Genomic DNA, 12,336 nt, shown 5'->3' with positions numbered 1-12,336 from the left:
GCGCCCTGATCGGTTTGGTTAACCGCGTGTCGCCGGATGGACGCCGGCTTCCTGCGCCTCGATGCCTGCCTGACTCTGCCCCGCGAGATCGTCGCTCACGTTGCGGTCCTCCAGTGTGTCGAGGTGCATCCAGCGCTTCACGAAGGGGCTCAGCAGGAGCACGACGACCCCGACGCCGATCGCGACCAGGCCGATCTCCCAGTAGATGTCGAGCACGAGTCCCTTCGACATCTCGCCGCCTTCGCCACCGGTCGCTTCGCCGATCTTGCCCGCGACGAAGTTGCCCACCGCGGTCATGTAGAACCACGCGCCCATCACGAAGCTGGCGAGGTGGATCGGCGAGAGCCGCGCCATCGCCGACAGGCCGACAGGGCTGAGGCAGAGTTCGCCGGTGGTGTGCAGCAGGTAAATCAGGAACACGAAGATGACCGAGGTCATCACCGCCGGATCGGCCGTGCCGGCGCCCCACACGAAGATCAGGAAGCCGAGGCCCAACTGCAGCAGCGCGAGGCCGAACTTGGCGGGCGCGCTCGGCTCCAGGCCTTTCTTGCCCAGCCACTGCCACAGCGCCGCGAAGATCGGCGCGAACAGCACGATGTAGATCGGGTTGATCGACTGGAACAGGCTGGTCGGCACTCCGCCCTTGTCGACGAACTTGTCGGTGTAGAGGTTCAGGCTACCGCCCGCCTGTTCGAACAGGCCCCAGAACAGCGGGTTGAGCGCGATCAAAAACAGCATCGCGAACATGCGCTCGCGCGGCTCCTTGGGCAGCTTGAAGGCTTCCCACAGGACGAACAGCAGCATCGCCACGCCGGTGACGATAAGCAGCGTCTGAATGACGTCCTGATACTGGATCAGGCCCCAGATCACCGCGACGCCTGCGAGGCCGATGGCATAAAGCGTCATCTCGCGGCTGGAGGTCAGGCCGTGCGGCGCCTCGCCCCGTCCGCGCAGCGCGGGCCTGCCGAGCACGAAGATGATCAGGCCGATGACCATGCCGATGCCCGCGAGGCCGAAGCCGTATGCCCAGCCGATCGTTTCGCCGAGGTAGCCGACGAGGATCGTGCCGAGCGCCGCGCCGACGTTCACCCCCATGTAGAAGATGGTGTAGGCGGCGTCGCGGCGGGTGTCCTTCATGTTATAGAGCTGGCCGACGATCACCGAGATGTTCGCCTTCAGGAAGCCCGAGCCGACGATGATGAAGGCGAGCGCGGCCCAGAACACGTTGATCGCCGGGTCGGTCTGACCGCCGTTGCCCTCGACCGCCATGAGGCCGTGGCCCATGGCGAGGAGGATGCCGCCGAACAGCACCGCCTTGCGCTGGCCGAGCCAGCGGTCGGCCATGATCCCGCCGAGCACCGGGGTGATGTAGACCAGCGCACCGTACGCGCCGTAGATCAGCGTCGCCTTGGAGTCGTCGAACAACCAGTGCTTGGTGAGGTAAAGCACCAGCAGCGCGCGCATGCCGTAGTAGGAAAACCGCTCCCACATCTCGGCGTAGAACAGCACGAACAGGCCGCGCGGATGACCGACCACTTCTTCGCTCTTGCGCGCGGCGATGAGGCCGCCGACGGCCAGAACGGCGAACAGGAATACCGCGGCTAGTGCCGCGATCCAGTCGCCCTCATTCCAAGTGGCCATATCCTTCATGCGATCCATTCCCTCGAAATTGTTTTGACGGCCCCGTTCGCAAGCGAAGGGGCCGGAATGGCGCGCACCCTAACGGCTGCTTCGCCCATGTGAAGCACTTGTTTCACCCGTAACCGCCTGAACCTTCTGTTACCGGGAACCTTGACGCGCCCCGCTGTATTATGTCACTGATGCACCGATCAAAGGACCTTCCATGACCCAGCAGAGCCGGCCGGTGTACCTGAAGCTGCGCGACCTCGTCGCCGCGGCGATCATCGAAGGCCGTTATCGCGAGGGCGAGATGCTACCCTCGGTCCGCGCGCTCGCCGCTGAGCAGGGGGCCAATCCACTGACGGTCGCCAAGGCCTACCAGCAGTTCCAGGCCGATGGGCTGGTCGAGGTCCAGCGCGGCGTGGGAATGTATGTGGCCACGGGCGCGGCGGAGAAGCTGCGCCGGGCGGAGCGCACGCGCTTTCTCGAGGAGGAATGGCCCGAACTGAAGGCGCGCATCCGCCGCCTCGGCCTCGATCCGGCAGAGCTCGCCGCTGAAGCCTGACCGCCCCCATCGTTTCTTCGCGGTAAATGACCGGTGTAAACGGTCGTTGCGCTAGCGCGCCCTCTCTGGCACCTTGCGTCCCCAAGCGGGTCGCGCCGCGATCTGGAGGGAACGCGATGATCAGGTCGGAGCTGTTGCAGGCACTGGCGCGTGAGAACCCCGATCTGCGGGCGGACGAGGTCGAGCAGGTGCTCGACACTTTCTTCGACGAGATCGGCAAACGGCTGGCCGACGGCGGCCGGGTCGAGCTGCGCGGCTTTGGCGCGTTCTCCACCCGTGAGCGCGGCGCCCGCAAGGGCCGCAACCCGCGCACCGGCGAGGCGGTCGACGTACCCGAGAAGAAAGTGCCGTATTTCAAGCCCGGCAAGGAAATGCGCCGCGTCGTCAACGACGGCTGATCCACGCAAGCGGTCATCCACTCGCAGTTTGCCCCCATCCACCGCCCGCGCTAGGCGCTGCCCTGCGCGGGCGTGGCGGAATGGTAGACGCCGGGGACTTAAAATCCCCTGAGCCTTGCTCGTGTGGGTTCGAGTCCCACCGCCCGCACGTTGCTCAATTTGCACCGCTCGCCCCCGTAGTTGCGCGGGGCCGGCGCTAACCCCCCATTTACCGCGAGGGTCTACCTCGAACAGCGAGACCGTTCCCGGGGTTGCGGGCACGCAGGGCGGCAGCAATGTCGCCGGCCATTGAGGTGGTATGGAACAAGGGCGCATCATCGTGCCGCGAGAAGCGGACCCGGAGCCGTGCGAAGAGCGGGTCGCCCCGCGCTTCACGCTGCTCATCCGGGCGGCCAAGCTGATCGCGCCGGGCGGCGAATTCATCTGTGTTATCCGTGACGTATCCGAAAGCGGCATCAGCCTGCGCGGCTTCCACACGCTGCCCGAGGGCGGGCCGCAGTGGCTTGAGCTGCAAACCGGCGAACGCCACGAGATCGAGCCGGTTTGGAGCCGCGGGCTCGAGGGCGGCTACCGCTTCGTCAACGCTGTCGAGGTCGCGGCGCTGGTGGCCGAGGCGGGCCGTTTTCCGAAGCGGCAATTGCGCCTCAACATCGCCTTTCCGATCGAGCTCGCGCTGATCGGCGGCCGCTTTCGCGCGCAGGTCGTCAATCTTTCGCAGCAAGGCGCGCGGATCACTTGCAATGCGCTGCTGGCGATCGACCAGCCGGTGCGGCTCTGCTCGGGCATCCTGCCCGAGGTGCGGGCGCGGGTCCGGTGGCGGCGCGATGTCGAGTATGGGTTGGTGTTCGACGACACCTTCAGCCTCAGCCAGCTGGCGGTGTTTGCCGTCGGCGCTCAAGCTCCCGAACTGCTCGAAGCGCCGGTTTGCGGCGCCACCCAGCGGCGCTGACCCGCGCAATCGGCGCCAGCGGCGCGCGTTTACTCCCCGGTAACCAATTTCCTTCATTCCCCTGGCAATCATCCGGGGGGCTTGAGTGAGCACGAATTCCACACAGTTGACCGTCGACGTCGCGATCATCGGCGCCGGGCCCGCGGGCCTGACGGCGGGCTACCTGCTGACCAAGGCGGGCAAGACCGTCGCAATCATCGAGAAGGACGCGACCTACGTCGGCGGCATCAGCCGCACGGTAGAGCACGAAGGCTACCGCTTCGACATCGGCGGGCACCGGTTCTTTTCCAAGTCGCAACAGGTCGTCGACATGTGGAACGAGATCCTGCCCGACGACTTCATCCAGCGCCCGCGGATGAGCCGCATCTATTACGAGGGCAAGTTCTACAGCTACCCGCTGCGCGCGTTCGAGGCGCTCGGCAACCTGGGGTTGTGGCGTTCGACCGTATGCATGGCGAGCTTCGCCTGGTCGCAGCTGTTTCCGATCAAAGACATTCGGAGCTTCGAGGACTGGACCAGCAACCAGTTCGGCAAGAAGCTCTATTCGATCTTCTTCAAGACCTACACCGAGAAGGTGTGGGGCATGCCCTGTAACGAGATGAGCGCCGACTGGGCCGCCCAACGCATCAAGGGCCTGTCGCTGTGGGGGGCGGTGACCGACGGCCTCAAGCGCAGCCTCGGCCTCAACAAGCGGCCGAACGACGGGCAGGGCGTCAAGACCCTGCTCGAGACCTTCCGCTATCCGCGGCTCGGCCCCGGTATGATGTGGGACGCGGCGCGCGACAAGATCGTCGCCACCGGTAAGGGTCAGGTGCTGATGGGCCATGCGCTCGATCAGGTCGCTGCCGACGGCGAAGGTGGCTGGCGCGTCTCCGCCAACGGACCCGCCGGCAAGGTGGTGATCAAGGCCGCCCACGCGATCAGCAGCGCGCCGATGCGCGAGCTCGCCGTGCGGATGCATCCGCTGCCCGATACCGCGTGGAACGCGAGCGAGCTCAAGTACCGTGACTTCCTCACCGTCGCGCTCAAGATCAAGTCGGAAGACCTGTTCCCCGACAACTGGATCTACATTCACGACAGCAAGGTCAAGGTCGGCCGGGTGCAGAACTTTCGCTCCTGGTCGCCGGAAATGGTGCCCGATCCGAGCGTCGCTTGTGTCGGTCTCGAGTACTTCTGCTTCGAAGGCGATGGCCTGTGGTCGTCGAGCGATGATGAGCTTGTCGAACTGGCGACCACGGAGATGGAAATCCTCGGCCTGCTCGATCCCAGGGACGTCATCGGCGGGGCGGTGGTGCGGCAGGAAAAGGCCTATCCGGTCTATGACGAAGACTATGCCGCCAACGTCGCCGCCATGCGCCACGAGCTGGAGGACAAGCATCCCACGCTGCACCTCGTCGGGCGCAACGGCATGCACCGCTACAACAACCAGGATCACGCGATGATGACCGCGATGCTGACAGTGGAGAACATCCTCGCCGGGACACGGCTCTACGACACCTGGTGCGTCAACGAGGACGCCGAATACCACGAGGCGGGCGACGAGGGCGCGGAGAAGGCGCTGCCGGCGCGCGAAACCACGCCCGTTTCCGAGGACCAGGCCGCCGCGCTGGCATCGGTGCGCGAGGTGCCGCAGCGGGTCGGCCGCAAAGCGGCCTAGCCGTTGTTCAATCCTTAACCGTATGCGCCGAGAACCGGCCCATACACGCGAATTATCGAGATTGTTGGCGGGGGCCACGCGATGATTGCCAGGATTATCAAGATCGCCGACTTGCGGCTGGTGCGCTACGTGCTCGCCAGCGTCGGCGCGCTGGCGGTCGATGTCGGCAGTTTCCTTGCGCTGCTGTCGCTGGCGGTGCCGGCAGCGGCGGCTTCGGCGTTCGGTTACGCGCTCGGGATTGTCGCGCATTGGCTGCTGTCGAGCCGCGCGGTGTTCGCCGACACGGTCGCCGAACGCGGCCGTGAACGGACCAAGCAGAAGGCGCTGTTCGTCGTCTCGGCGATGATCGGCCTCGGCCTCACGACCGGGATCGTCGGCCTGGCCGACCTCGGCGGGATCGATCCGCGCCTCGCCAAGCTGGTTGCGATCGGGGTGAGCTTCACGGTTACCTGGATGCTGCGCAACAGGGTCGTGTTCCGCAGCGCGGGCGCCGCGGCATGACATTGTTCGTCGAGCGGCGGAGGCCGGCGCTGACGCCGGACCTGCTGCTGCGCGTCGCCCTCGCGTGGGCGATGATCGCGGCGCTGCTGCTCGTGACGAACCTGCAGGCGATCCTCGCCTACCACTTTCCTGATCCCGACGACACGCTGCGCCTGGTGCAGGTGCGCGACCTGATCGCGGGGCAAGCGTGGTTCGACTTGACCCAGCACCGGATCGATGCCGTCAACGGCGGGGTGCCGATGCACTGGTCGCGCCTGGTCGATCTGCCGCTCGCCGGCGTCATCCTCGCGCTGCGCGGATTGATCGGCCAACATGCGGCGGAGACGGTTGCGCTCATTTTCGTGCCGCTACTGACCTTCGGCTGTGCGCTGCTGCTGGCAGGGCGTATCGCCTGGCGGGTGATCGGTGACGAGGCGGCCGGGTTCGCCTGTCTTGCGATGGCGCTGTCGGTGCCGCTGGTGCAGCAGCTGCGCCCGATGCGGATCGACCACCACGGCTGGCAGATCGTCTGCGTGCTTGCGGCGATGAACGCGCTCATGTCCCGCTCGCCGCGTTTTGGCGGATGGGTGACCGGTGTCGCTTTGGCGGCGGGGCTGTCGATCTCGATCGAAGGACTGCCGCTCGCCGCCGCGATCTGCGGAGTCACCGCGCTGCGCTGGCTGCGCGACCGTCATGACGCCGTGTGGTTCACCGCCACCATGCAGGGTCTGGCGGTCGGCTCACTCGGCTTCTTCGCCGCCACTCGGGGGTTCGGGTCGCTGGCCGAGCATTGCGACGCGATTTCGCCCGCGCACCTCGCCTGCTTCGGCGTCGCCGCGCTTGCCGCGACCGGCCTAGCGCGGCTTGAGCCGCTGCCGCGCTTTGCCTTGGTCGCCGGCCTCGCCGCAATCGCCGCCGTGGGCGCGGCGACCATGCTGTCGTTCGCCCCGCAGTGCAGCGGCGGCGCGTTCGCACAGCTCGACCCGCTGGTCGCGCGGTTCTGGTACGACGGCGTGGGTGAGGGCCTGCCCGTGTGGCATCAAGAAGCCGGGCTTGCGCTGCAGATCGTCATTCCGCCGCTGATCGGGCTCCTCGCCTGCATCCGCCTGGCGGGCCGCAGCTCGGATTGGTTGCGGCGGTTCTGGCAAGACTATGCGTTGGTACTCGCGGCCTCGCTCCTGATCGCCCTTTTCGTATCGCGGGCCGGTGCGATCGCAGGCGCACTGGCTGCGGTGCCGCTCGGCTGGCAGGTGCGTGAGTGGCTGCGCTCGGCCCGCATGCTGCGCCGGCCCGGCAAGCGCGCGCTGGTGCTCGCGGGCATGGCGCTGGCCCTTTTGCCGGCGATGCCGATCACGCTCCTCACCCTCGCAATTCCCGCACAGGCGGCGATCGGGGGCGCGCAGCCGCGGGTGTCGAGCTGCGCGATTCCTGCCAACGCGGCGATGCTGAAAAAGCTACCCAAAGGCGAGATCCTAGCTCCGCTCGATATCGGCCCGCAGCTGCTCTACGAAACGCAGCACACGGTGATCGCCACTGGGCATCACCGCGGCCAGAGCGCGATGCGCACGGTCATCGGGACGTTTACCGGTTCGACCGACGCTGCTCATGTTACGCTCGCGGAGCGCGGAACCAGCTATATCGTGCTCTGCCCCGACCTTGCCGAACCGGCCCGCTACCGCACCGCCGCGCCTGTCGGCTTCATGGCCCAGATGCTCGCCCATCGCGCGCCGAGCTGGCTCGAGCCGGTCCAGGTCGCCGGCGACGGCAGCCTCGAGGTGTGGCGCATCCGCCACTAAAGCGCCTGCGGAGACCGGCTTTTCGTCGGTCCTGCTGGCCCGCCGGTCGAGCCTTCGATTGCCCTCCAACCCGCCACGGTCTATGGGCCGGTGGCTCCGCTTGCGCCTGGTGCGTTATGCGCGTAATACACGGCCCGTTGGGGGGCTTAAGGCAGTCAGATGAACTACGAAACCACCCTCGAAGCGCAGGACGGGGAGCGCTATCCGCTCGAAGGCGCCGATGCAGAATTGTCGGCGGTGCCCGGCGAGGACGTTTCGTCCAAGCGCCGCAAGTACGCGATTATCGCGATCGTCGCGGCGATCGCGCTGGTGGCGGCGTTCTTCTTCATGAGCGGCGGCGAAGACGACGATCCGTTCGCGGCGACCCAGGGCGCCAGCCAGGTCCCGCTGGTCACCGTGGTCACCCCGGGCCGCACCACGATTGCGGGCACGATCCAGGCGACTGGGACGCTGACCGCGCGGCGCGAGCTGCCGGTGGGTTCGGTGGGCGAGGGCGGCCGGGTGATCTCGGTGCCGGTAGACGAGGGACAGTGGGTTCGGCAGGGCCAGGTGCTGGTGTCGATCGACCGCTCGGTCCAGGCGCAGCAGATCGAAGGCGCGCGCGCCCAGATCGGCGTCGCGCAGGCCGATCTCAATCTCGCGCAGGCGAACCTCGACCGCGCGCTCAAGCTGGTCGACCGCGGGTTCATCTCCAAGGCCGATGTCGACCGCCTGACCGCCACCCGCGATGCAGCCCGTGCGCGGGTCGGCGTGGCCCGCGCGACGCTCGGGGAGCTGCAGGCACGCACCGCCCGCCTCAACATCTACGCGCCCGCGTCGGGCCTGATCCTCACCCGTGCGGTCGAGCCCGGGCAGACGGTCGGCGCCGGCGGTGCGCCGCTGTTCACCATCGCCCAGGGCGGTGAGATGGAGCTTGCCGCCAAGCTCAGCGAGGAAGACCTCGCGAAGGTCTCGGTCGGCCAGTCGGCTACCGTCACCCCGGTTTCGAGCGACAAGAGCTACACCGGCCAGATCTGGCAGATCAGCCCGACGATCGACGAAACCAGCCGTCAGGGCGAGGCGCGCATCGCGCTCGCCTACGCGCCGGGCCTGCGTCCGGGCGGTTTCGCTTCGGCAGTGCTCAACAGCGGCATCATCGTCGCCCCGTTGCTGCCGGAGTCGGCAATCCAGTCGGACGACAAGGGCCGCTTCGTCTACGTCGTCGGCAACGACGACCGGGTGCACCGCAAGGCGGTCAAGACCGGTATCGTCACCGGCGAGGGCGTCGCGGTGACCGAAGGCCTATCGGGCAACGAACGCGTGGTCCTGCGCGCCGGCGGGTTCCTCGCCGACGGTGACAAGGTCAAGCCGCAGCGCGCGAAGTAAGCGCCGGGATACGACCCATGAACATGCGCAACATCTCGGCCTGGTCGATCCGCAACCCGGTCATTCCGATCGTGTTCTTCATCGGCCTGTGCATCGCCGGCATCGTCTCGTTCATCCGGATGGACGTGAACCAGATGCCGGACGTCGAATTCCCGGCAGTGATCGTCTCGATCTCGCAGCCGGGCGCGGCGCCGACCGAGATCGAGACACAGATCACGCAGAAGGTGGAAGCGGCGGCCCGTTCGATCAGCGGAGTGGAGGAAATCTCCTCGACCGCGGCTGAGGGCAATTCGCAGTCGATGGTGCAGTTCTCCATCGGCACCGACATCGACGACGCGGTCAACGAGGTGAAGAACGCGGTCGACCAGATCCGCGGCGACCTGCCCGACGGCATCCTCGAGCCGCGCGTGTTCAAGGTGGAAGCCGGCGGTGGCGGCTCGATCGCCTACTTCGCGGTCAGCGCCGACGACATGACGATCGAGCAGCTGAGCTGGTTCATCGACGACACCGTGTCGAAGGAACTGCTGTCGATCGACGGCATGGCCACCGTCAGCCGTGCGGGCGGCGTGGACCGCGAGATCAGCGTGGTGCTCGATCCGGCGCGCATGCAGTCGCTCGGCGTCACCGCAAGCGCGATCAACCAGGCGCTGCGGACGACCAACGTCGACGCAGCGGGCGGCGCGGCCGAGATCGGCGGCTCGCGCCAGTCGGTCCGCGTGCTGGGTAATGCCAAGAGCGCGTACGACCTCGGCAATACGCGTATCAACCTCGGCGGTGGCCGCACGGCCAAGCTGTCCGATGTCGCCACCGTCACCGACGGCTATTCGGAAAAGACCCGCACCGCCAAGCTGCACGGGCGCGAGGTGGTAACCTTCGGCTTCGAGCGTGCGCGCGGCGCCTCCGACGTCACCGTCTACGACGAGGCGATGAAGAAGCTGGAGCAGATCCAGAAGGACAACCCGCAGGTCCACTTCACCCGCCTGTTCACCCAGGTGACCTACACCAAGGGCCAGTATTCGAGCTCGATGGAAGCGCTGGTCGAAGGCGCGGTGCTGGCGATCGTGGTGGTGTTCCTGTTCCTGCGCGACTGGCGCGCGACGATCATCAGCGCGATCGCGATCCCGCTGTCGGCGATCCCGACCTTCTGGTTCATGGACCTGCTCGGGTTCACGCTCAACTTCCTCTCGCTGCTCGCGCTGAGCCTGGTCGCGGGGGTGCTGGTCGACGACGCCATCGTCGAGATTGAGAACATCGTCCGACACATGCGCATGGGCAAATCGGCCTACCAGGCGTCGATCGACGCGGCTGACGAGATCGGCCTCGCGGTGGTCGCTACCACCTTCTCGATTGTCGCGGTGTTCCTGCCGGTCGGGCTGATGCCGGGCGTCTCGGGCCAGTTCTTCAAGGCATTTGGCCTCACCGTGGTGGTGGCGGTGCTGATGAGCCTTGCGGTCGCGCGCCTGATCACGCCGATGATCTCGGCGTACTTCCTCAAGGCCCACGGTCAGGCGGAGCACGGCGAAGGCCGGGCGATGGACGTCTACATGAACGTCCTGCGCTGGACGCTCGACGGCACGCGCAGCCAGGAACTGCGCGCGCAGATCGTGCGGGTGCCCGGCACTTGGTGGTACCGGCTGCTCGCCATCCTCCCCGTCCTGCTCATCCTCGTGATCGGTTTCGTCGGGGCGCAGACGACAATCCAGCTCCTCAGCAAGGTGATCCCGACGATCCTGGCGGTGCTGGTCGCGCCGTTCGTGGCATTCGGCCTCGCCTACCTCGTGGGCCGAGCCTTACGCTGGTTTCTCGGCAAGTTCGGCTCCTTCGGCGAATGGTACCGTACCTTTGCCGACCGTTTCGGTGCGCGCATGCGCGATCACCGGTTCTACGCCTTCCTGCTCGGGGTGTACGCGCTGGTGGTGACCTTCGGCATGCTGGCGACGCTGCCGCAGCAGTTCCAGCCGAACGAGAACCAGGACACCAGCATCGTCTCGATCGAGATGGTCCCGGGCACCACGCTCGAGCAGACCACCGCGGTCGCCGACCGGGTGACCAAGATCATGGAGCGCCAGCCCGAGGTCGAGCGGGTGATGGAGAGCGTCCGCGAAGGCAATGCCACTCTGTACGCCGCGCTCAAGGACCCCGAAGAGCGCGAAACCAAGAGCGTCGATTTCGAGCGCCGCCTCGGCCCCGAGCTCCAGGCAATCGCCGATGCGCGGGTCAGCTTCCAGTCGCAGAACGGCGGCGGTGGCGGGGGCGGTTCCGGCCGCGACATTTCGGTGATGCTGTCGGGCTCCAACTCCGAGCTCCTGGAAAAGACCGCGCAGACGCTGATCGAGCAGATGCGCACGATCCCCGGCGTCGTCGCCCCGCGCATCGCGGCGGACCTGCAGCGGCCTGAGCTCGTGATCGTGCCGCGGCTCGACCTCGCTGCGCAGCTCGGCGTCACCACCGCGGCGCTCAGCCAGACGATCCGCATCGCGACCCTCGGCGAGATCGACCAGAACGCGGCCAAGTTCTCGCTTTCGGACCGGCAGGTGCCGATCCGGGTGAAGCTGCCGCGCTCGTCGCGCCAGGACCTGTCGACGATCGAGAACCTGCCCGTCCCGACCACCGCCGGCGGCTCGGTACCATTGAGCCGCGTGGCGGAGATCCGCTTCGGCGCCGGCCCGACGCAGATCCAGCGCTATAACCAGTCGCGCCGCGTGTTCGTCGGCGCGGACCTTGGCCAGGGCGTGGTCAAGGGCCCGGTCATGCAGTCGATCCAGAAGCTGCCGATCATGGAGAACCTGCCGCAGGGCGTGTCGAACGCCCCCGTCGGCGAGGACAAGTGGCAGGCCGAGATGATCACCAACTTCGGCATCGCCGTGGTCAGCGGGATCTTCCTCGTCTTCGCGGTGCTGGTGCTGCTCTACAAGCGGTTCGTCTCGCCGCTGGTGAACATGACCTCGCTCCTGCTCGCGCCCTTGGGCGGCGTGCTCGCTTTGGCGATCAGCGGAGAGCCGATCTCGATGCCGGTCTACATCGGCCTGCTGATGCTGCTGGGGATCGTCGCCAAGAACTCGATCCTGCTGATCGACTTCGCGATCGAGGAGATGGCGCACGGCGTGCCCAAGAAGACAGCGATCATCGACGCGGGCCACAAGCGCGCGCAGCCGATCGTCATGACGACCGTCGCGATGACCGCCGGCATGGTGCCGACCGCGCTGTCGCTATCGGGCGACGGCGCCTGGCGCGCGCCGATGGGCATCGTGGTGATCGGTGGACTGATCCTGTCGACCATCCTCACGCTGGTGCTGATCCCGGCAGGCTTCAGCCTGGCCGACGGGTTCGAGAAGCGCATCGGGCCGTGGCTGCGCACCCGCTTCCTCACCTACAAGCCGGGTGACGAAAACGTGGTCACGCCGCCTCGCCACGGCGCGGAAGGCCTGCCCGCGGAGTGAGTGGCGAAACCCTGCCGGCCCGCCAGCGTTGGCGGGGGATGGGGGGCATCCCGACCGTTCCAGATC

At 67.0% G+C, this 12,336-nt stretch carries 9 protein-coding genes and 1 tRNA gene; 9 read left to right on the top strand and 1 reads right to left on the bottom strand.

The window, feature by feature from the left end:
• Positions 1-18: 18 nt before the first annotated feature.
• Positions 19-1,650, bottom strand: a complete 1,632-nt coding sequence (locus ELY12_RS08140) for a peptide MFS transporter (RefSeq protein ID WP_126176206.1) — start codon at positions 1,648-1,650, stop codon at positions 19-21.
• Positions 1,651-1,843: 193 nt separating this feature from the next.
• Here ELY12_RS08140 and ELY12_RS08135 point away from each other — a divergent pair, with 193 nt between their 5' ends.
• The 9 genes from ELY12_RS08135 to ELY12_RS08095 all read left to right on the top strand — a co-directional run bounded on the left by ELY12_RS08135 (position 1,844) and on the right by ELY12_RS08095 (position 12,270).
• Positions 1,844-2,185, top strand: coding sequence for a GntR family transcriptional regulator (locus tag ELY12_RS08135; protein ID WP_126176205.1), 342 nt, complete (start codon positions 1,844-1,846; stop codon positions 2,183-2,185).
• A 116-nt stretch (positions 2,186-2,301) separates the two neighbouring features.
• On the top strand, positions 2,302-2,583 hold the full coding sequence (locus tag ELY12_RS08130; RefSeq protein ID WP_126176204.1) for an integration host factor subunit beta: 282 nt from the start codon (positions 2,302-2,304) through the stop codon (positions 2,581-2,583).
• Between the two features lie 66 nt (positions 2,584-2,649).
• A tRNA-Leu gene (locus ELY12_RS08125) sits at positions 2,650-2,731 on the top strand.
• A gap of 171 nt (positions 2,732-2,902) precedes the next feature.
• Positions 2,903-3,532, top strand: coding sequence for a PilZ domain-containing protein (locus ELY12_RS08120; RefSeq protein ID WP_164549455.1), 630 nt, complete (start codon positions 2,903-2,905; stop codon positions 3,530-3,532).
• 85 nt (positions 3,533-3,617) lie between these two features.
• A complete protein-coding gene (locus tag ELY12_RS08115) occupies positions 3,618-5,189 on the top strand; it encodes an NAD(P)/FAD-dependent oxidoreductase (RefSeq protein WP_126176202.1) in 1,572 nt (523 codons plus the stop codon).
• Between the two features lie 81 nt (positions 5,190-5,270).
• The gene (locus ELY12_RS08110; protein WP_126176201.1) at positions 5,271-5,690 is read left to right on the top strand and encodes a GtrA family protein; all 420 of its coding nucleotides are present in this window, start codon (positions 5,271-5,273) and stop codon (positions 5,688-5,690) included.
• Complete coding sequence (locus tag ELY12_RS08105; RefSeq protein WP_126176200.1) at positions 5,687-7,465, top strand: hypothetical protein; 1,779 nt, start codon at positions 5,687-5,689, stop codon at positions 7,463-7,465. Before ELY12_RS08110 ends, ELY12_RS08105 begins: the two co-directional genes overlap by 4 nt.
• A 159-nt stretch (positions 7,466-7,624) precedes the next feature.
• The gene (locus tag ELY12_RS08100; protein ID WP_126176199.1) at positions 7,625-8,830 is read left to right on the top strand and encodes an efflux RND transporter periplasmic adaptor subunit; all 1,206 of its coding nucleotides are present in this window, start codon (positions 7,625-7,627) and stop codon (positions 8,828-8,830) included.
• Positions 8,831-8,847: 17 nt separating this feature from the next.
• Positions 8,848-12,270, top strand: a complete 3,423-nt coding sequence (locus ELY12_RS08095) for an efflux RND transporter permease subunit (protein ID WP_126176198.1) — start codon at positions 8,848-8,850, stop codon at positions 12,268-12,270.
• The last annotated feature ends 66 nt before the right edge of the window (positions 12,271-12,336 follow it).

Origin of the sequence: Tsuneonella rigui (assembly GCF_003958625.1) — a bacterium.
Lineage (GTDB): Bacteria > Pseudomonadota > Alphaproteobacteria > Sphingomonadales > Sphingomonadaceae > Tsuneonella > Tsuneonella rigui.
The sequence above is the reverse complement of the archived record's forward strand: the minus strand, read 5'-3'. Positions and strand labels throughout refer to the sequence as shown.

What these genes read in the sequence shown, in the direction of transcription:
- ELY12_RS08140 (WP_126176206.1), bottom strand. Translation starts at nt 1,650, where the DNA reads ATGAAGGATATGGCCACTTGGAATGAGGGCGACTGGATCGCGGCACTA.
- ELY12_RS08135 (WP_126176205.1), top strand. Translation starts at nt 1,844, where the DNA reads ATGACCCAGCAGAGCCGGCCGGTGTACCTGAAGCTGCGCGACCTCGTC.
- ELY12_RS08130 (WP_126176204.1), top strand. Translation starts at nt 2,302, where the DNA reads ATGATCAGGTCGGAGCTGTTGCAGGCACTGGCGCGTGAGAACCCCGAT.
- ELY12_RS08110 (WP_126176201.1), top strand. Translation starts at nt 5,271, where the DNA reads ATGATTGCCAGGATTATCAAGATCGCCGACTTGCGGCTGGTGCGCTAC.
- ELY12_RS08105 (WP_126176200.1), top strand. Translation starts at nt 5,687, where the DNA reads ATGACATTGTTCGTCGAGCGGCGGAGGCCGGCGCTGACGCCGGACCTG.
- ELY12_RS08100 (WP_126176199.1), top strand. Translation starts at nt 7,625, where the DNA reads ATGAACTACGAAACCACCCTCGAAGCGCAGGACGGGGAGCGCTATCCG.
- ELY12_RS08095 (WP_126176198.1), top strand. Translation starts at nt 8,848, where the DNA reads ATGAACATGCGCAACATCTCGGCCTGGTCGATCCGCAACCCGGTCATT.